Consider the following 20,850-nt stretch of genomic DNA (forward strand, 5'->3'; position numbering starts at 1 on the left):
TGATTAAATAATTATTGCCTATCTATTAATCCTTTTGTTTCAAGCATTTTACTTAAACTTATATTCATTACCGCGGGGACTTCTGCAGCAGGTACCGGCCCACTAAAAAGGAAGCCTTGTATCTCATTGCAACCTTGGCTTTTTAAAAAACTTAACTGCTCTATTGTTTCAGCTCTCTCAGCAACGATAGATAAATTTAAATTTTTTCCCATGGCAATGATGGCTTTAATAATCGACATACAATTTGAGGCAGAATAGTTAGTAATAAATGATCTATCGATCTTTATTTTATCAATTGAGAAATCTTTAAGGTAAGCAAAGCTAGAATATCCTGTACCAAAGTCATCTATTGAAATTTTTATTTCCATTTTTCTTAGTTGTTCAAGCGTCTCTAAGATGGTTTGTTGATTAGACATTAAAGTACTCTCAGTTAATTCAATAGATAAATATTTTGGCTCAAGATTTACTATCCTTAAAATTTGTCCTAATGTTTTAAAAAAAGTTTGTTTACTTATTTGGATTCCTGAAACATTTACAGCTAGTTTAAGACCTACCTCCTGCCAAATTTTAGCTTGTTTACAGGCCTCCTTTAATACCCACTCCCCTATTTGAATAATTAAACCATTCTCTTCTGCTAGAGGAATAAATTCTTTAGGATTAATATTGCCCATTTGCGAATGATTCCACCTTAAGAGCACTTCAAGAGAACAAATTTCCTCATTACTCAAATCGATAATGGGTTGATAGACGAGATAAAATTGCTTTCTTTCAATAGCGAAGTGTAATTGATTTAAAAGTGTCATACGTCTTTTAGAGCCTATCCGTAATTCTTTTCTATAAACTTCGTAAGAATTTCGGCCTTGTTTTTTGGCCCAATACATTGCTATATCAGCATTTTTTAAAAGATTTGATGGATCTTTCCCATGTTTAGGGTAGATACTTATCCCCATACTTACTGTAACAATGACGTTATTTATTCCAATTTTAACTGGATTTAGTAAGCAAGAATGCATCTTTTGCACTAAGTCGACTATTTCTTCTGGGTTTTGAATTAAACAGAAAACAACAAATTCATCACCACCAAATCGAAAAACAGTATCTGTTTCTCGTAAGCAAAGTACTAATCTTTTGGCGACGTGACGCAACAATATATCTCCTGCATCATGGCCTAAATTATCATTTATTGATTTAGAATTATCGAGATCTATAAATAAGATTGCCAAATTGAGCTTAAATCGTTTTGCATATTTTATCTCCTGATGCAACTTTCTGGTAAACTGTGAGCGATTTGGTAAACCGGTCAAATTATCATGCATTGCCTGAAATATTATTTGCTCTTCCATTTTCCTACGGTCGGTTACTTCATGAAAAGTCCATACTCGACCAAGGATCTTACTTTATAAGATAAGAGTTTTCCCATAGCGCTCAAAAATTTTACCATCTAAAAAACTTAATTCATCAAAACTATCTAAGTTTGGATGTGTCGCAAAGTAGTTGAGTCGATCAAGAAACTCTTCAGGATCTTTAAGCTGTTTAATGGCTTCAGCTACAGCTTCATCATCACTGTGTGAGTCAACAAATTCGCGGTTAAGTTTCCATATATCTAGAAATCGTTGATTATAATACTCTAGTTTTTTATTTGAGTTTACAACAAGTATTCCGTCATTAGTTGATTCTAAAATAGCTTTTATTGCTACAAGGGAATTTTTAAGCTCTTCCGATTTCCTCTTAAGTTTATCATTCTGAAAGAACGAAGCCAAAAGGAGGGTATGGCTATTTTACGCGATACTAAGCATAACTCCTATGTAAAGTAGGCTCATCAAACTTAGTAAATAATAAAGACCCCCTTGAAGGAAAAACCAAATACTTAATGGCAAAAAGGATAAAATTAAAAAAAATGTATAAACTATAAAAATAGGTGAATAGAAGTTATTTGCCGCTGCGGTTACTCCAAATATAATCATTATTCCAATAAATTGATAAATAGTTTCTCTGTCCGGGAGAATAAAAATGCTAACAGAACCCCAGCCAATTCCTGAAAAGAAGACGCCTAAGCAAAATAGATTTAACCAGAAATAGGAGGATTTTTTCTCTTTATTTTTTTGATAAACTATAAGTAAAAGTGCTCGACTTATTCCTGGAAATAAATACATGCATAAAAGCCAATAAATAAGTGTAAAATGACGACTTATACTCCATAGAGCCACAACTAAACCCGTTGCTACTAAACTCTCCGATAACAATATAAATTTAGTTAATTGTTTATAAAGTAGCTGAATCTGCTCCTTACGAACTTTTTTAAAGAAGTATCTTGGATAGATATAATCTATAAGTAAAAAAAGCTTATCCATAAGCATTTATTTCATAAGAAAAATCTTCCTTAAGCTAAATAATTAATATTTTTAGCAAGGGTTAATTAAGTTACTAAATTTATGGCGCTATGTATTTTCATTAGTAAAATTATAGATTAAATATCTAACCAACTTAGGGTGTGTATTTTTGGGACATTCCTTAAAGTGCTCTTAATTGTCTTAAACTAATTTTTATTTGCAATTAGTCCACATTGGTACCCTAATCTTAATTTGGATTTTCTCGATTGAAGAAATTCCATTTCAACGGCTGACGCTCTGTTTTAATACTAAATAGCAATCAGGCCTTACTTCTGAGCTCTATCCCAGACTCGCAACCTAACAATTTATTGAATCATATTTAAAAATTTAATTCTTGAAATGCCCCATTCACAAAACCATCATTTTATTTAGACATAACTCTTATCATAAAAAAATCTTTTTCTAAACAGAAAAGAAATTTACCATAATAATAAACCGCTAAATTACAAACAATTACAGTAAATTCATACCAAAACCTGCTTGCAAAATAAAAGTAAATCGCTAACATGAGATGTCTAAAAGAAAATATTAAAAAATAATAAGAAGGGATGTCATGAAAATTGCATTTTTTTCAAGCGCTTTGCTTGTCACCAGCACAGCGATGAGCGCCATACCAATTAATGGTTGTTATTCAAGTATTTTTGGTGGTATTAACTATATTTTTGATAATCTTAGTGTACGCCAAGATAACTTGTTACCAGCACCAACCTATTCTTTCTATCCTACAATCTATAACCTTGCATTAACGAATGCATCTTATGAACCCGGCTATGATGTTGGCTTAAGATTTGGCTTTCAAAATAATGCTATACGTTATGAAGCAGAACTAACTTACCTCAACGCAGATGTTGAACGATTTTATATCAACAAAATTCGTCAAAGTCGTGGCAATGGTGAAAATAATGCTATATTTGCCATGGGCAATATCTATTATGATTTTCCAGACATGGTTGAAGCCATTTCACCTTTTTTAGGTGTAGGCTTAGGTTATGGCTGGGTTCAAGGAAAATTTAATACACGCAGTTTCTATTATGCACCTTATACTTTTCCCAGTTATAATGCTGTAGATTATCAAGGATCTAATAGTGTGTTCGCCTATCAAGTCACTGCCGGCTTTACTTATAATTATGCTGAAAATTATGCTATTAATCTTGCCTACCGTTATATTGGTACAGATCGAGTAGAGGCGCTCGGTAAGGTATTTCAAGCTAATTTAGTCACAGTTGGTCTTCTTTACCGTTTTAATGAAAATAATTATAAGTAAGGGTTAAATGATGAATTTAATGATTCGATTTGGTATTGCAAGCGCCATGCTTATAAGTAGTACAGCCTACGCTGCTGATCCAGACAATGGCTGGTATGCCGGATTTTTAGTTGGCGGCAGCTATTTAGAAGGTATTGATCTTAATTTATCAAAATTTCCTTCTCTTCCTTTCGTCACTTATATCCCTCAAACTACTACTGTGAACCCACTCTTCCCCCTTCTCTCTGGACTTACGGTGAATTCTCCTACAGTGACTTATAAAGTGGGCTTTAATGGTGGCATTGCTGTGGGTTACCGTTGGTGTGAAAATTATCGCTTTGAAGGCGAACTTAATCTTGCTGGCAATCAAATTGAAAAAATACAAATTCCTACTATAGGCGCCATTAGAAGACATCAAAATCCATATGGTCTAAGTTTGAGTGGTGGCACAGGTATGCTTGCTGCTTTATTTAACGCCTATTATGATTTTTATACACCTGGTAGTGATTCAAGTTTTGTTCCCTATGTTGGTATAGGGATAGGTTATGCTTATTTCCGCACCAATTTTAGCCTACAGCAATATGGTGTTTATATTGGTCAAAGTCGTGTTAGTGGATCAACTACAGCGCCTGTTGGTCAAGGTATTATTGGGCTTAGTTATTTTATTGATGAAACTATTTCAGTTGGTGCAGATTTCCGCTACTTAACAAGTAACAATATAAACAATTTTAATGGCCGAGTAGCTATTGAGTCATTAAATTTTGTTATGAATTTCAGCTTTGATCAGCCTGAACAAGCTGCTTAAATGAATATTTACCCATTTTTCTGGTAAGGCTAATCCCTTTACTTGATAAAATGGGTAAAATGTAATCAGTGGTATGTCAAAATCTTGGTGAACAGCTGCTTGAAGCTGAGCTGTTACGGTAAAATTAAATATTATTTACAATAATATTGCTTAAAATTACTTATTTAGTCTAAGATTGTTCTAATTCTATTCTATTAGCATTGTCACAAGCATTAAAATGCGAATATTTTTACCTATCAATAAAAATAATTAAACTTTTATACTAATTGACAGATAACCATAGAACCCGTGAGTTTACTTAACTTATAAGATTTCATTATGACTTTTTTAATTGCGCCTTCTTTACTCTCAGCAGATCTAACTCGTCTAGGCGAGGAAATTGAAAACGTTATGGCAGCTGATGCTGATATGATTCATTTTGATGTAATGGATAATCATTATGTCCCAAATTTGACACTTGGCCCATTTGTCTGCCAAAGCATTTTGCAGCGTTTTCCTGAATTGATAATAGATGTTCATTTAATGACTAATCCTGTTGATGAACTGATTAAACAATTTGCTAAAGCTGGTGCTAAACGTATTAGCATTCATCCTGATGGGACTATACATTTAGATAGAAGCTTAGCCTTAATTCGAGAGCTTGGTTGTGAGGCAGGACTTGTGTTAAACCCAGCAACTTCGCCTGAGAGTATTAAATGGTGTATTAGTAAGCTTGATTTTGTTTTAATTATGACAGTCAACCCAGGTTTCGGTGGGCAAAAGCTTATTCCCGAAGTTATTAAGAAAATAGCATTTATTAAAGAGCATTATCCTAATTTACCGATTTCTGTCGATGGGGGGGTCACTGTAGATAATATCAAATCACTTGCTAAAGCGGGCGCAACTCATTTTGTTGCTGGGTCGTCTATCTTTAACAGTGAAAATTATCAACAAGCGATCAGTAATATGCGAAATCAATTGGCATCTTTATAAAACGTAATATGAAAATACTCCTTTTCTTATCAGTACTCATTTCACCTTACGTAAGTTATGCGACATCAAGTGACGCATATATGGCAAGATTTGATACTTTTATTAAATGGCATCAAAATTTACCAGAACAACCTGAACAAGATTTTTTAAATTTTATTGATAATGACACGCCTCTTGCTAAGAAACTCAGAGAAAAATGGTTATATCAATTAGCTAAACAAAAAGATTGGCTTAACTATAGATTAAATTACAAGCAAACTGATGACGTTAATTTACAATGTTTTTATCATTTAGCAAATTATTATCAAGGTATAAACGATACAGTCTTTAGCGCAGCTAAAAAATTATGGTTAACAGGTGATTCGCAACCAGCTGCTTGCAATAAGTTATTTGGATTATTACTTAAAAACGAAAATTTTGATCAAAATTTAATAAAAGATCGAATTATTTTGGCTCTTGATAAACATAATTTACCTTTAGTTCGCTATCTTTTAAAACAATATAAAGTTCCACGCTTAAAAGATGAGCAACAACTCATCACTATTTACCAAAATCCTTTACGTATTCAGCAGCTTCCATTTAATGATTTATATAGCCACTTTTATTTATTTGGCCTTAAACGTATGGTTTCACTTAATATGCCCCAGGCCTTTAAAATTTGGGCAAAAGTGCAAAATAGTAACGTATTAAGCAATGATCAGAAGCAAGCGTTTCTAGCACACGTTGCTTTGTATAAGGCAATGCGTAACCAAGAAGACACATGGGAATGGTTTACAAAAATCCAACCTACTCATTACAATGATGTTTTATTAGATTGGCAAATCCGTTTTGCATTAAAACATAAGCAATGGAAACAAGTTGTCGCATTAATTAATTATTTTCAAGATCAACAAAATCCTTGTTGGCAATATTGGTCAGCGCGCGCTAAAGAAGCCATGGGTCAATTAACTCAAGCGAAAGATATTTATCAAGAACTAGCTAAATCAAGACAATATTATGGCTTTTTGGCTAGTTTACGTTTGAATAAAAAGCTCTCTTTTGAGAATGAAAATCCTATTAGCGATAAAACCATTTTAAAACCTTATGGGCCCTTTATTGATAAGGTAAAATTACTTTACCAAAATCATCAGACCTTAGAAGCCTCTCGTTTATTAAATGATTTCGTTAGTGAATTACCCAAAGAAGAAAAAAGTGCGCTTTTGTCTTGGGTCGCTAATGAGTTGCAATGGCACGGTAAATCAGTTGCATTAAGTAATACGCAAGAACTAAATAATCAACTCTCTCTTCGTTTTCCAATACCATATAATTCTACCATTAATTCTTATGCTAAAAGTTATCAAGTTCCACAAGAATTTATTTATGCCATCATTCGTCAAGAGAGTGGTTTTAGAGATGATGCTGTTTCTCAAGCGGGCGCCCGAGGTTTGATGCAAGTTATGCCAGCTACTGCTAGCTCTGTTGCTAAGCAAGCACGAATTGATTACAAAGATAAAAATCAACTTTTTTCTAAAGAGAAAAATTTAAATATCGGCGTCGCTTATATAAAACATTTATCGAAAAGATTTAATGATCATCCAGCATTAATTGCTGCAGCTTATAATGCAGGGCCAAGGCAAGTTAATTATTGGCTTAAAAATCACCCAGCCAATGAGATGGATATTTGGATTGAAACACTACCTTGGCGGGAGACGCGCAATTACTTAAAGAATGTTATTGCTTTTTATGCTGTGTATCAGTACCGCATGCAACATAAACCTAATATTGGTAGCTTTTTAAAACCTCTTTAATCATTAATAACATCGATATGATTGTTCTTGTACTGTCATTTCTAACACCTCTTCAGGATTTTCATCACTGTTTAAACAAATTAAATCTTCATAAAAACTATCATCTATAAGAGTAGGTTCAACCTCATCAATAGCAATTTCTAGTAATTTTTCAGATACGCCATCGTTGATAACAATTTCTAATGATTCATCAGAAAGGTCGTTAGAGGGTTCGTTATCATCTAGACAAAATAAACTCTCATAACCGTCTACATCTAGAGTAAGCGAACTAATTTTCTCTGGCGTGTTATCTTTAATAATATTAACAATGTCGGTTATCAAGTCCCCTGATGTAGGTAGAGATAAGTGCCCATGCCTTGGAAAAACTTTCATAGAGCCGGGATGTCTTTCCACATATTCTTTAATAAAAGCGCCTGAACGCACAATTTCATCATCGCCTGCTATCATAAAATGATGCGGAATTTCTGATTTAACAATAAGGGTGGAGAGCTCTTTTAAATATTTACTATTTATCTTCATTTGCTTTACAGAAGCTGAAAGCCAAGTAAGCGGAGGAATTGCTAAATAAGAGCCATTAAAAGGTGTGCCCAAGGTGATTACCGCTTTAATTTTAATACCCAGTTGAGCGGCCCTTAAAGCGACTTTTGCAGCAACTAACCCACCTCGCGAGTGACCAATCAATACAATGGTTTCTGCTTTATCAGCAATGATTTTATTTAAAAGCTCTTCTACAAACTCATCAATACTTTTACCTCGAAATCGATTTGAAAAAGATGCTATTGTAAAGGAGACAATATGATCTAAATTCTTTTTTTTTCTTAAACGATTTACTAGCTTGAAAAGAGATAAAGGAAAATCCGCAGTTCCTGGGACAACATAAACAAGGGTCTTTTGCTGACTTGAAGGATTATAGCTTGGATTATTACAAATGTAGTCTTCGGTTTTAGACATTAACCAATAATAAGGGTGGATTAAAGCGCCTGTGTAACTTACGGGTTGATTTTTTTTAATGAATTTTTTGGTAGCACTAAAAAAATCCCAAAAATATGGCATAAGACGCCTCCTAATAAGTTACACATATATCCTTAATTCTGACATCTTTTAAAGCGATCATATTATTATTACTCTGGTAAAAAATATTTCTCAAGCATCTTACAGTAATTTGTTTTAACTGAGTGGAAATAAGAAAGCCATTTAAAATAATGAATGGCTTTCTATTTAGTTTTAATTTGTAATAATTATTAACAATTTCCTGCTTTATGCGCACAAATGCTATTAAGTAGATCTGTAAAACGACTATCAGGAATAGAACTTCCTTGTGCTTTAGGATCAGCACTAACATAACCATAGGAAGTAATCCCTATAATGCGATTAAGGCCAGGATTTAAACCACCTGATTGGCCAGTTGAATACGCCCCAAAGTTTTGTACCCAAGGCCCGCCACTAGAGCCACCTGCCATATCTGAACCATATTCAGCATTGTTAGGCGCTACCATACGTGCACTCTGAGCTGTCACTTGATGCATTTTTTGGCAACTATCAAAATTACACGGATAACCTAGTAAATGTGCATGATTAGGAATGAGTGCTTGTGTTTGATAGCCTAAGTAACCTGTTATAGTACCAATGCGCTGTAGCGTATTATTTACTGTGTTATCTCGCATTTCAAGCATACCGTAATCTGCTGCATTAGGTACTGTGCCGCCGCCTGTTGCCCAAGTATTTGTTACTAAGACATAAGACCATGTCCATGTTTGAAAAGGAGCTGAACCATCGCGAAATGCAGGAACAAACCGCCAATTAGTATAATAACCATTAGTACCGCCTGAACCTTTATGGAGACAATGACCAGCAGTTACTATGATTCGATGCCTTAAAACGGATGCAGAGCAGACATAATCCCCTTGCCCCGGAATAGTAAAAAATAATTTACCAACTGCCCGATAAGGGTAAGCTAAATCTGCGGATAGGGGAATTAAGCGAGAACTTGAAAAATGATAATTTAAAGTTCCCTTGTTGAAATTGGCAAGCTTGGTTTCCTCTGGTAAAGGATCTAAAAGTACTTGCGGTGTATAAAGCTGTCTTATATCAGGCCTAATATCCTTCCCTTCCGGAGGTGCTCCATCACCTGACTCAGGATTTCCCAATAAATTTTGTCCATCATCCATGGGTATTTCTTGAGTACTTTTAAAATCAACTAAAGGTAAAGGCATCTCTTTAGCATTCTTCATACGTTCTGGCGTCCAATAATCAACCAAACTTTGTTGTTCATTATTTTCTTTGGCTAAAAACTCCTCAGCGTAACTTGCTACCGACACCGAACTTATCGCTAAAAAAGTATAGCTTGTTAAGGCCGTTTTTAAACGCATATCTAACTCCTTTTAAATAACTGTTTAAACGCACATTCATATGACGCCACATTCAATAAAGGTGTTTTACTAATGCAGTTAAAATGAACTTTGATTAGCTATAATTCAGCGTTAAATATCATTTTCCCTTTGATTAACGCTAAAATACTTTTGTAGAATATGGGTATATAAATAGCCCTTTTTGTTAATAAAATAACCTATTAACAAATTTAAACGTAGAGGAGCATTTTATTAAAGTCAAAAACAGTTTCTTCTAATTTTAATCATTTTGGTTGAATTTTATATTAAAATCAAAATATTTAAAAAGGAGAAAAAAATTGTTTATCCATTTAGATTTTTTTAGTAGTTATTTAAGAATAGTGTTGGATCTTCAAATAATTGTAAGGCACCAAGGTCTAATTAAATTTAACAGGGAATAATAAAAACAAGCGCATGTCCATCTCTGGCCATACGCTTGTCCAACTCGTTTACACTTGCTTATTGAGCTGCTTGATTTGAAGCTGCTTCATTTGCAGCTGCATATTCAATTGTGTTAGCAGCATTTTGTAATTCTTGTTCTCTTGCGAGTTCAAGACGACGGTTGCAAGCGATAAGTAAACCATCGAACATCTTGCTGAAGGCATCATAGCAACGGTCAATCATTTTCAATGCTTCACGACGTGTTTCTACTGGGATTGTTCTTGAAAATAATTGTCGTTCCATTTCTTGTTCAAATAACGCATGTGCCATTTCAACTTCTAAGTGCGAACTTGAAAAGTATTTTAAGTTTTTATCTTCACCTGTTTTTTGAACTTGTTTCACTACTTTTTCGAAGAATACATGGCCAGATGACTCTAAAGTGAGGAGTAAGACAATATTAATAATCTCATCATCAGCTTTATAGATTTCTGACATGATGGAATATGCTGCATCACGTGTTAATTGTGATTCTTTACTGTATAGCCAGGATACGTCATCTTTGCTGCATGCCTTATTATCACTTATTTTACCTAAGTATTTCTTATCATGAATAAACCATTTTTCATGACCGGCATCTTCTAAGCGGTGGTGACGAGCGACTTTCTTTAAGTAGGGATCAGTTACTCTTTCTTCATTAAGTCTTAAAATATCTTGGAAAGTCATCGCCCAGAAAGTTAATTCTGGTACAAAGTAACTAATTTCTTCAATAGTATCTAATTGCTCTAAAACTTCAAAAAAAGGATGATTCATAAACTCTTGTTGTTTAGAATCAATGTATGCTTGTATAGTTTTCATAACTGTCTCCAGGACATAATTTGTTGGACAATTTTAATATTGCAGGAGTCATGCCAGATTTTTAACCACTTTTTAGTTAAAAAGTCTTATAAAGGGATAATTACAGGGCTTATTTTTTACTTTTTTTAAGTAAAAGGCAGCTATAGCGACAAAATATTGTCCCCAAAAACCATACTTTTGACAAAGTTTTGACTAAAATGTCATTGTATTTAAGGTGTATTTTTAATGAAGCCTCAAATTCGCCAATTTTTTGTCATAATCCTCCATTAAAAGATCAACCCGTTGCCAATTAAGCTCTTCTAGGATATTTAAAGCAGCAGAAATTTGATTTAAAAATTCATTTTGAATCTGCCCGATAGCCAAAGCTTCGGCATAAGGTGTATTAGTAAACATCACCAGTGCATGCTTTGAAACATAACGATTTGGATATCGATTCATTAAAATATGTTCTAATTGCTTTTTTAAATTAAATTTTTCATCACAGATATCACTTTGTATTTCATGAAAATTATCCATGGACATTTTTGCTACAGCATCAGTATTGACTTTACGTGCATGGAAGAAGGCTGGTAAAGCTTTAGCCCAATCATCTTGATATTTTTCTAATGTCTCGTTCAAAATGCGACAATCTTCAAAAGCACTATTCATCCCCTGACCAAAAAAAGGCACTAAGCCATGCGCTGCATCACCTATTAATAGACATTGATCCTGGTAATACCAAGGAGAACATTTAATTGTACTCATATTACCAGTAGGATTATGAAAAAATTCTTCAACTAAATTGGGCATTTCATCATAAGCGTCGGGAAAAAATTGCTTAAAAAAAGCTTCAACTCTAAATTCATCCGTTAAATTTGCAAAGCTGTTTTTGCCTTCATGCGCAAGGAATAATGAGCCAGTTATAGAGTGATCACAGTTAGGATTACCAAGTAAAAGAAAGGAATCACGCGGCCATAAATGAAGATGTTCCTCAGCCATTTTTTCAGGCGAGGCACCACTTATGGAAAGCTCTTTGTAACCATAATTTAAAAAATCTCTTTTAAATTCAATAATATTTTTCGTAACCATGGCTTCACGCACTTTTGAATTAGCGCCATCCGTGCCTACTAAGTGCTCATAAGATTTGTGCACTTTCTGCCCTGCTTTATCTTCAAAAAAGATAGATTTACTAGCAAAATCTATCTCTAATAAACGGGTGGAAAAATTTAATTTGATATTAGGTAGCGATTCAATTTCATTTAAAATAAGTTCATTTAAATCGTGCCTTTGTATAGCGTTAATATACTCATTAGGATTGCGGCCAAAAGGTTGATAGCGAATACTGCCATCCGCCTCATGAATAGCGCGAGCCCGCATCGGCACCATAATTTTTTTAACTTTAGGTAGTAACCCAACATGGGTAAGGCTGGTTAAGCCTCTACAAGACATTGCAAGGTTAATAGATCGCCCCCGATCTACTTGTGCCAAGCGCATATCCGGGCGCGACTCAAACAGCTCAACATCATAACCTCGTTTAGCCAAATATAATCCTAATAGTGCGCCTGATAATCCTGAACCAATAATGGTTACATTTCTCATCCTGCTCTCCTCTGAAGTAGGACTGACTGCAGATATTAAATAAATTTAATAATTATTTTGCATAGATTTACAATAATCCTCACAAAGGTATTAATTTGGTTATTTCCGAAAGCGTAAATAAATAAATTAAATGCCCTAAGAATTTAACTTTAATAAAATTAAGCAGCAAAAATCATACCTATTATGGAAGACTTCAAGACCTATGTGATTTTCAATTAGCTCAAATTGCATAGTTAAAATTGTGAAATAGATACAAGTTCACCATAAATAAGATTTTGTTTATGGTGAACTTGTATAGAAATTAGATATATAAAGCAGGAAATAAATAGATATACCTTAAGTTAACAGGAAATTTTTTAAATAATCTATTTCATAATCCATACGTAGGTTGTTGGGTTAATTGAGAATCTATATAGAGTAAAGCTCTTTTTACTAAGTCTTCAGTTGTACTACGACCAAATAAACGCTTATTATAATCCTTGTACCTATTAGAACTAAGCATATCTTCTAATTCTTTTTTAGTGGAACTTCCGTCAAGTGCGTCTAGAGCCTTACGTAAAACCTCTCTTTTATGCTCGTGTTTATCCCCTGTTTTATCTTTTATAGAATCAAAGTGTTCTTTAATTAATCCGTACATGACAGCCTTTTGTCCCATGTTTTTAATCTCTGGAAGAATTTCTATTGCTGTTGATTGCAATACTCTTTCAAGGTCCTTAATTTGGACCTTACCCTCTAAGACATTGGATACAAGTTCTAAGAATTTTAGATTTGGCTTAATGTTTGGAGGGTAAAAAATTTCTTCTCCAATCATAGCTCCGTTTTGTGCGTCAAGTTCGAAACGCTTTTGTTTGACAGATCCTAATAATGTTGGCTTCTCTTCACTGTTCATCGTTTCAAGTTCTTGCTCATCATCAGTAGTTTCATTTTTAACACTCCAGGCAGTTGTTTTAGTTTTTTGGCGACTAGCTTCACTGACTATTAATTTTTTATCTTGAGGATTAAGATTGTCTCCGTTCGTATATCTTAGAACTTCCTCACAAAGCGCTTTAACCTTAGAAGTCACTCCTTTTTGCTGAAGTCTTTTTTCTAATTACTTGATATGTTTCCCTCTGTTATTTTCACTCTGCAAGGCTTCCCTTGCTGCATCTAAGCAAAAATAATCCGCAGATCCGACTAAATCAGGCTCCATAGCATAATTCATAACTTTTTCTTTCGTGAGTGATGGATTTTCTTTTATCAAAGACTTACGATAGCGTGCTAAATCCTGACCAAACACTAAAAGCCCGGCATCTTGTACCTTTTTTAATAACTTTTGAAAACTTTCTGATTCTTTATCAATAGATTTATATTGCTTAAGACCCTTTTCATACTTTTCATCAGCCATAATTATACCCCTACTTAACAATACACTATATTAAATATAGTAGGTGTATAGACTTATGACTAAATTCTAACCATAAATTTAGAGTAAGTTAGTTTACTTGTTTTCTTGGCATAAGCTTAAAATGAAAATAAAAAACTAAGTTGCATCAAGTTGTGGCAAACTATTTTGTTCTAAAAATTCTTTTAGCTCATTGGGCTTATTAGGCGGCTTAAAATAATAGCCTTGAGCGTAATCGCAGCCATGTTTGATGATAAATTCTTTTTGTAGCTCACTTTCCACGCCTTCAGCAAGCACCTCAAGGTTGAGGCTGTGACCTAAATTAATAATTGCTCTAGCAATAGCAGCATCATTTTCTTTATTTACTAATTCGCTAATAAATGACCGGTCAATTTTTAATTTATTAACAGGAAATTGCTTTAAATAAGACAAACTTGAATAACCTGTACCAAAATCATCGATCACTAATTTTGCACCCATCTCACGTAATTGATACATGGTTTCTACGGCATGCTTAACATCATCAACTAATAAACTTTCGGTAAGCTCTAGTTCAAGATAAGAGGCAGGTAAACCTGATTTCATTAGAATTTTTTGTATTAATTCGGGTAACTTTGTTTGTCTAAATTGCCGACCTGAAATATTGACAGCAATACTTAAGTCTTTATAACCTTCTTTATGCCAAGCGACCAATTGTTTACATGACTCTTCTAAAACCCACTTACCAATATCGACAATTAAGCCATTTTCCTCAGCGGTACCAATAAATTCAGCAGGTGATACTTGACCTAAAATATGACTATGCCAACGGATTAACGCTTCAAAGCCTACAATACTATTTTTTCTTAAATCCATAAGCGGTTGATAAACTAAATAAAACTCATTGCGTTTTAAAGCATCTCTTAACGCATTATCAAGCTGCATACGATTAACAACACGCTTATTCATTTCTTGTTCAAAGACACGATAGCTATTACGACCACTGTCTTTTGCATGGTACATCGATAAGTCAGCATTCTTCATAAGGGTTTCGTAATCAATACCATCTTTGGGATAATAGCTAATGCCAATGCTGCCAGTAATTTTTAAATTATGCTGGCCAATTTGAAAGGGTTTTTCAATTAAGTTCAATATTTCATCCGCTGTTTGTTCAGCTTGTTTTTCAGAATGGATATCTTGGAGAAGAATAACAAACTCATCGCCCCCTAAACGAGCGACTGTATCAAAATCATTTGTTGCAATAAGTAGTCGATTTGAAACAGCTTGTAATAATTTATCGCCAATACTATGACCTAATGTATCATTGGTAAATTTAAATCGATCGAGATCTAGAAATAAAAAAGCAAGGATGGTATTTTTTTTCTTTGCTTGTAAAATAGCTTGCTCTACCCTATCCATCAATAAAACGCGATTAGGTAACTCAGTTAAAGAATCATGGGTTGCCTGCATAAGCAACTGCTGTTCCATTTCGCGCCGTTCAGTTATATCGTTGATAAGGCAAACATAATGTTTAACGTTTCCTGAAGGATCTGCCACTGGCGCTACGCTCATTTCACACCAATACACTTCACCTGAACGCCTTGAAGTTTCCAGCTCAACCGTTTCCTCTCTTAATTCTTTAATCGCTAAAGTAATTCGTTTATAGTTAGCTTGATCGATTTTTTTCCCATGAATATAAGCCAAATTCTGACCTAAAATTTGCTTTTCATTAAATCCGGTAATTCTCTCAAATGCCTTATTAATATAGATAATAGGAAAATTTTCTTTATGAATATCGATAATGGCCACCCCATGGGTGCTTGCTTCGATGGCCCTTTCACGAACACGAAGACTTTCATCTGCCATTTGACGCTGGGTAACATCACGAAAGCTATAAACGCGGCCAACAATTTCTGAACCAATACGTTGCGGCTGAGTGTAGCGAGCAAAAATCCGGCCATCTTTAAAATAAATTAACGGCAGCTCACCTTGCCAATCAGGATTTTCATATAAAAATTGTACATCAGCAATAACTGCTTCGGGGTTACTTAATTGCTCTAAAATATATTCAAATCCAATACTTTCTGTACCAGACTCGAGCATGTGAGATGGAATACGCCACATTTCTACAAACTTTTGATTCCAATCAACCACTTGGCCTTTGCCATTAACCATCATAATTCCATCAGCAGTACACTCTAGCGTAGCACGTAATAAAGACAGCGACTTTTCAAGCTCAACATTTTTTTCAACAATGGCGCTTGTATTTACTTGAATATTTTCTGATAAAGGGCTTTGCTTTTTGCGTTGAAACTCAGGCTGAGAGTGATACCATTTTTCTAATAAGGTAGGGAGGTTTGGTGTGATAGTAACAATACCTAACTCTTCACAAACATTGGTTAGTGATGGCTCTATACCGCGTTTCTTTACTGTTTCAGCTGCTAAGGCAACTTTTTGATAGTCGATTTCTTGCCTACGCATCGATCCCTCACTAAAATAACAACCTTGTTAGCGACTATTAAAAATAATTTTTAACAAGATACGCGTTTACTATATCAATTAAAGTATATACTGCATTCTTAAGTTTTGCTTAATTCTAAAAATAGGAATATTAATGGACAAAAATCATTTTGATACACGTGCCATTCACGCAGGGCAGCAGGCTGACCCTTCAACAGGTGCCGTTATGACCCCTATCTATGCAACCTCAACTTATAAACAAGAAGCACCTGGTATCCATCAAGGTTATGAGTATTCGCGGACTAAAAATCCTACTCGCTTTACTTATGAGGCATGTTTAGCTAGTTTAGAATCAGGCAAGCAAGGTTTTGCATTTGCTTCAGGCATGGCTGCAATTAATACAGTTATTGATCTCTTAAATCAAGGCGATCATGTTATTGCTACCAATGATTTATATGGCGGTACTTATCGCTTATTTGATAAGGTCAAGACACGTACTTCAGGCTTATCTTTTACTTTTGTAGATATGACTGACTCAGATTCTATTGCTAATGCTATTCAGCCTAACACACGGATGATTTGGGTAGAAACCCCTTCTAATCCTATGCTTAAACTAGCAAATCTTGCTGAGATTGCTCAATTAGCTAAAAAACATCATCTACTTTCAATTGCTGACAATACCTTCGCTACACCTTGGATACAACGACCGCTGGAACTAGGTTTTGACATTACTTTACACTCAACGACCAAATACATTAATGGTCATTCTGATGTTGTTAGTGGTGCTGTTGTGGTTGGTGATAACCCTGAATTAATTGAAAAAATTGCATTTTTGCAAAATTCTTGCGGTGCTATTGCTAGTCCTTTTGATAGTTTTTTGCTTCTACGTAGCTTAAAAACGCTTGCAATTCGTATGCAGCGCCATTGTGAAAATGCTATGGCGCTTGCCCAATGGCTTGAACAACATCCTAAAATTAAACAAGTTATTTATCCAGGTTTACCCAGTCATCCGCAATACGAACTGGCTCAGAAACAAATGCAAGCTTTTGGCGGTATGATATCAATTGTGCTAGATGGAGATTTAGCATCTACTCAGCGCTTCCTACAGCGCTGTCATGTTTTTACTCTGGCAGAAAGCTTAGGAGGCGTAGAAAGCTTAATTGAACATCCAGCTATTATGACTCATGCATCAATTCCTCCTGAAACAAGAAAGATCTTAGGTATTGTTGATGGTTTTGTACGTTTGTCAGTAGGAATTGAATATATTGAAGATTTGATTGCTGATTTAGATTATGCATTAAGTTAAAGTAAGGAGTAAGATGGAATGCAGCAGAAAAAAGGTAGCCAGTGGCATGGTATTTTAGCTGTTTTGCTATTAATTTTATCGACAGTTGTTTTTTTTATTCCCATTCTTATAGTTGGCATACTAAAACTCTTTCCTAATTTGCGTTGGCGTATTTTTTGTACCAAGCTTATCGACAAGATCACAACTTACTGGTGCGGTATTAATAATCGGTATATTAATTTAACTAACAAAGTAAATTGGCAAGTAAGTGGTTTAGAAAATTTGACTAATAATAATTGGTATTTAGTTGTAGCAAACCATCAAAGTTGGCTAGATATCGTTGTTTTGCATTATATATTAAATCGAAAAATCCCCGTTTTAAAATTTTTCATTAAAGATCAATTAAAATGGGTCCCTCTATTAGGGTTTGCCTGGTGGGCTATGGGTTGTCCCTTTATGAAGCGTTATTCTAAGGAATATTTAGCAAAAAATCCTAAGAAACAGGGACAAGATTTAGCGTCTACCAATAAAGCTATGACCTTATTTAAAAATACACCCTCAGCAGTTATGAATTTTATTGAAGGTACAAGGTTTAATTCCGAGAAAAAAACCAGCCAGAAATCACCTTACAATTTTTTATTAAAACCGAAAGCCGGCGGTATAAGTTTTGTAATCAGTGCATTAGAAGATCGGATTAAAACGATTACCGATCTTACAATTGTGTATTCAACCAAAGCGCCCTCTTTATGGGATTTCCTCTGTCATCGTATCGATACAATTTACGTTAAATTAAGGCAAATTCCTATTCCTAATAAGTTTTTTGATCAATCTTTAGCTTATGATGAAAACAAGCAATTAGAATTTCGAGATTGGTTAAATCAACAATGGGAAGAGAAAGATAAGTTAATAGGAAGACTGCAGTCCCATTCGTTATAACCTAAGTTTAAAAAGCAAATACTCACTTAATGGCATCAACTTAAAAATTTTGTCATTTCCTCGCAGGTGGCAATCTATCTTAACACTTGCACTGTACCTACATAGAAATGGATTCCCGCCTGCGAGAAGGGCAGCGCAGTTCTTAAGTTGATGCCAATAGATGCTCACTAGGTGAGCATCTATTTTTTATTCCTGTGCTACTTCATTCTTAAGAGAGATTAAGTATACTAACCAAACCTCTTTTTATAATTCTTATCATGAACTCATTAGAAAAAATTATTAACGAAGGATTTGAAAAACGGCAACAGTTAACTTTAGATAATATATCAAAGGAACTTTTATCGGCTGTAGATGAAGTATTAAGCGAACTAGATCAAGGACATTATCGCGTAGCTGAATGTATTAATAACGAGTGGGTAACTCATCAGTGGTTAAAAAAGGCCGTATTATTGTCCTTTAGATTATATCCTAATCAGCAGATTGAGGCTGGTTTCTGCCAATTTTATGATAAAGTACCGCTTAAATTTTCAAATTATAATATTGGTCAATGGCAGGAAGCACAAATTCGTGTCGTACCGCATGCCATGGTGCGTAAAGGTGCATTTATTGCCAGAAACACGATCTTAATGCCCTCGTATGTTAATATTGGTGCCTATATTGATGAAGGCGTTATGGTAGATACTTGGGCTACCGTTGGTTCCTGTGCTCAAATTGGTAAAAATGTTCATCTATCAGGTGGTGTGGGTATTGGCGGCGTATTAGAGCCTTTACAAGCTAATCCTACTATTATTGAAGATAATTGCTTTATAGGCGCACGATCTGAAGTAGTAGAAGGGGTTATTGTTGAAAGAAACTCAGTTTTATCAATGGGCGTTTTTTTAGGACAAAGCACTAAAATTTATAATCGTCAAACCGGCACCGTTACTTATGGACGAATTCCAGCCGGTTCAGTAGTTGTACCTGGTAATTTACCCAGTGAAGATGGCAGCCATAGTTTATATTGTGCTGTTATTGTAAAACAAGTTGATGAAAAAACGAGGGCAAAGGTAAGTATTAACGAACTGCTGAGAGACTATCAATAATGACTTTGATTCACTCTTTATTAGCTGAGCTAGTACGATTTAAATCAATTACCCCAGAGGATAATGGTTGTCAAGGCTATATGATTAATTTTTTTAATCAGCTTGGCTTTACCTGTTTACCACTTAATAACCCGCCAGTTGCTAATTTTTTTGCTTATTTTGGTAGCGAAGCCCCTTTACTGGTTTTTGCTGGCCATACCGATGTTGTTCCTACTGGTGATGAAGAACAATGGCATACTAACCCCTTTGAACTCGTTGAAAAAAATGGCTTAGCTTACGGTCGAGGCACAGCAGATATGAAAGGAAGCTTAGCTGCAATGATGGTTATGGCCAAACATTTTATTGCAAATAAGCATCTCTTTAAAGGTAGCTTGGGCTTTTTAATTACAAGCGGTGAGGAAGGGAGTTTGTTTAACTTAGGCACCCCTTATGTAATGAGTGAATTGAAGAATCGTGGCATTCATCCTACTTACTGCGTGGTTGGTGAACCATCAAGCAAAAATGTTATTGGCGATGTTATTAAAGTTGGCCGTCGTGGCTCATTAACTGGTCAACTTACATTACAAGGTAAACAAGGCCATGTTGCTTACCCTCAACTTGCGCAAAACCCTATTCATTTATTAGCGCCTGCTTTAAAAGAATTGGTGAGTACACGTTGGGATGAAGGGAATGAATTTTTTCCACCTACTTCTTTTCAAGTCACGCATGTTCAATCAGGTGGTCATGCCGAAAATATTATTCCCGGTGAATTACAGCTGCAATTTAATTTTCGCTTCTCAACTGAACAGACAGCCGATAGCCTTAAAATGCAAGTTGCAAACTGTTTCGAAAAACATGGTATAAATGCGCTATTAAATTGGCGTTTAAATGGTGAACCCTTTTTAACTGGTCAAGGTAAATTAATTGAAAGCTGTATCCAAGCTGTTACCGAATTTACTGGTACCTCCCCTGAACTTTCTACAGATGGAGGAACTTCTGACGGACGTTTTATTGCACCTTATGGTGTAGAAGTGATTGAGTTAGGGCCTCTTAATCAGACAATTCATCAAGTAAATGAATGTATATCTCTTAAGGATTTAGAAACTTTAAGTAAAATTTATTATGCTATCAGCATGCAGATATTATCATAAATTTTGTCAAAACAGCCTATTTTCTCTCTGTGCCCCTATGCGCGTATCTAACACATCCAATAAAGTGACTTAATTCTGGATTCCGCGAACAAGTCGCAGAACGTAGGCGCGAGTGGAACAATCTAGAGGTCATAAGCGGAACGTAAGGAAGTTAACTTGATTTTCTTCTCTATCCCTACTTCCCGCGGCTTGTCCGCGG

18 protein-coding genes are annotated in these 20,850 nt (G+C 34.8%); 8 read left to right on the top strand and 10 right to left on the bottom strand.

Features of this window, described 5'->3' with window-relative positions; genetic code table 11:
- Positions 1–11: 11 nt before the first annotated feature.
- From E1P04_RS04955 to E1P04_RS04965, 3 genes are read right to left on the bottom strand one after another with little or no spacing between them, the layout of a single operon-like run.
- Positions 12–1,343: a putative bifunctional diguanylate cyclase/phosphodiesterase gene (locus E1P04_RS04955; protein WP_131781810.1), complete on the bottom strand. Its 1,332-nt coding sequence runs from the start codon at positions 1,341–1,343 to the stop codon at positions 12–14.
- Positions 1,344–1,397: 54 nt separating this feature from the next.
- Positions 1,398–1,760, bottom strand: coding sequence for a PAS domain-containing protein (locus E1P04_RS04960; protein ID WP_131781811.1), 363 nt, complete (start codon positions 1,758–1,760; stop codon positions 1,398–1,400).
- Between the two features lie 18 nt (positions 1,761–1,778).
- Positions 1,779–2,351 carry a hypothetical protein gene (locus tag E1P04_RS04965; RefSeq protein WP_131781812.1) on the bottom strand — a complete coding sequence of 191 codons (573 nt, stop codon included), beginning with the start codon at positions 2,349–2,351 and terminating at the stop codon, positions 1,779–1,781.
- 592 nt (positions 2,352–2,943) lie between these two features.
- On the opposite strand from E1P04_RS04965, the gene E1P04_RS04970 reads away from it, so the two are divergent.
- From E1P04_RS04970 to E1P04_RS04985, 4 genes are all read left to right on the top strand, one after another.
- On the top strand, positions 2,944–3,654 hold the full coding sequence (locus tag E1P04_RS04970; protein WP_131781813.1) for an outer membrane protein: 711 nt from the start codon (positions 2,944–2,946) through the stop codon (positions 3,652–3,654).
- A gap of 7 nt (positions 3,655–3,661) precedes the next feature.
- Positions 3,662–4,438: an outer membrane protein gene (locus E1P04_RS04975; RefSeq protein WP_131781814.1), complete on the top strand. Its 777-nt coding sequence runs from the start codon at positions 3,662–3,664 to the stop codon at positions 4,436–4,438.
- Positions 4,439–4,756: 318 nt separating this feature from the next.
- On the top strand, positions 4,757–5,410 hold the full coding sequence (gene rpe, locus E1P04_RS04980; RefSeq protein WP_131781815.1) for a ribulose-phosphate 3-epimerase: 654 nt from the start codon (positions 4,757–4,759) through the stop codon (positions 5,408–5,410).
- An 8-nt stretch (positions 5,411–5,418) separates the two neighbouring features.
- A complete protein-coding gene (locus tag E1P04_RS04985) occupies positions 5,419–7,197 on the top strand; it encodes a transglycosylase SLT domain-containing protein (protein WP_165482680.1) in 1,779 nt (592 codons plus the stop codon).
- Positions 7,198–7,200: 3 nt separating this feature from the next.
- Here the strand turns inward: E1P04_RS04985 and E1P04_RS04990 are convergent, their stop codons facing one another.
- From E1P04_RS04990 to E1P04_RS05020, 7 genes are all read right to left on the bottom strand, one after another.
- Positions 7,201–8,250: a PGAP1-like alpha/beta domain-containing protein gene (locus E1P04_RS04990; RefSeq protein ID WP_131781816.1), complete on the bottom strand. Its 1,050-nt coding sequence runs from the start codon at positions 8,248–8,250 to the stop codon at positions 7,201–7,203.
- Positions 8,251–8,438: 188 nt separating this feature from the next.
- A complete protein-coding gene (locus tag E1P04_RS04995) occupies positions 8,439–9,566 on the bottom strand; it encodes a trypsin-like serine peptidase (protein WP_131781817.1) in 1,128 nt (375 codons plus the stop codon).
- A 477-nt stretch (positions 9,567–10,043) separates the two neighbouring features.
- The gene (locus E1P04_RS05000; protein ID WP_165482681.1) at positions 10,044–10,820 is read right to left on the bottom strand and encodes a hypothetical protein; all 777 of its coding nucleotides are present in this window, start codon (positions 10,818–10,820) and stop codon (positions 10,044–10,046) included.
- A gap of 222 nt (positions 10,821–11,042) precedes the next feature.
- The gene (locus E1P04_RS05005) at positions 11,043–12,398 is read right to left on the bottom strand and encodes an FAD-dependent oxidoreductase (protein WP_131781819.1); all 1,356 of its coding nucleotides are present in this window, start codon (positions 12,396–12,398) and stop codon (positions 11,043–11,045) included.
- Between the two features lie 370 nt (positions 12,399–12,768).
- A complete protein-coding gene (locus E1P04_RS05010) occupies positions 12,769–13,461 on the bottom strand; it encodes a hypothetical protein (protein ID WP_131781820.1) in 693 nt (230 codons plus the stop codon).
- Positions 13,462–13,488: 27 nt separating this feature from the next.
- A complete protein-coding gene (locus E1P04_RS05015) occupies positions 13,489–13,782 on the bottom strand; it encodes a hypothetical protein (protein ID WP_131781821.1) in 294 nt (97 codons plus the stop codon).
- A 135-nt stretch (positions 13,783–13,917) separates the two neighbouring features.
- Positions 13,918–16,239, bottom strand: a complete 2,322-nt coding sequence (locus tag E1P04_RS05020) for an EAL domain-containing protein (protein ID WP_131781822.1) — start codon at positions 16,237–16,239, stop codon at positions 13,918–13,920.
- Positions 16,240–16,372: 133 nt separating this feature from the next.
- Here E1P04_RS05020 and E1P04_RS05025 point away from each other — a divergent pair, with 133 nt between their 5' ends.
- From E1P04_RS05025 to dapE, 4 genes are all read left to right on the top strand, one after another.
- Complete coding sequence (locus E1P04_RS05025) at positions 16,373–17,524, top strand: cystathionine gamma-synthase (RefSeq protein ID WP_131781823.1); 1,152 nt, start codon at positions 16,373–16,375, stop codon at positions 17,522–17,524.
- Positions 17,525–17,542: 18 nt separating this feature from the next.
- Positions 17,543–18,439 carry a 1-acylglycerol-3-phosphate O-acyltransferase, YihG family gene (locus tag E1P04_RS05030; protein ID WP_131781824.1) on the top strand — a complete coding sequence of 299 codons (897 nt, stop codon included), beginning with the start codon at positions 17,543–17,545 and terminating at the stop codon, positions 18,437–18,439.
- Positions 18,440–18,696: 257 nt separating this feature from the next.
- Entirely contained in the window at positions 18,697–19,521 is an 825-nt protein-coding gene (dapD, locus tag E1P04_RS05035) for a 2,3,4,5-tetrahydropyridine-2,6-dicarboxylate N-succinyltransferase (protein WP_131781825.1), read from the top strand.
- On the top strand, positions 19,521–20,651 hold the full coding sequence (gene dapE, locus E1P04_RS05040; RefSeq protein WP_131781826.1) for a succinyl-diaminopimelate desuccinylase: 1,131 nt from the start codon (positions 19,521–19,523) through the stop codon (positions 20,649–20,651). Before dapD ends, dapE begins: the two co-directional genes overlap by 1 nt.
- Positions 20,652–20,850 lie beyond the last annotated feature (199 nt).

The organism is Legionella gresilensis (genome assembly GCF_900639865.1).
Classification (GTDB): domain Bacteria; phylum Pseudomonadota; class Gammaproteobacteria; order Legionellales; family Legionellaceae; genus Legionella_C; species Legionella_C gresilensis.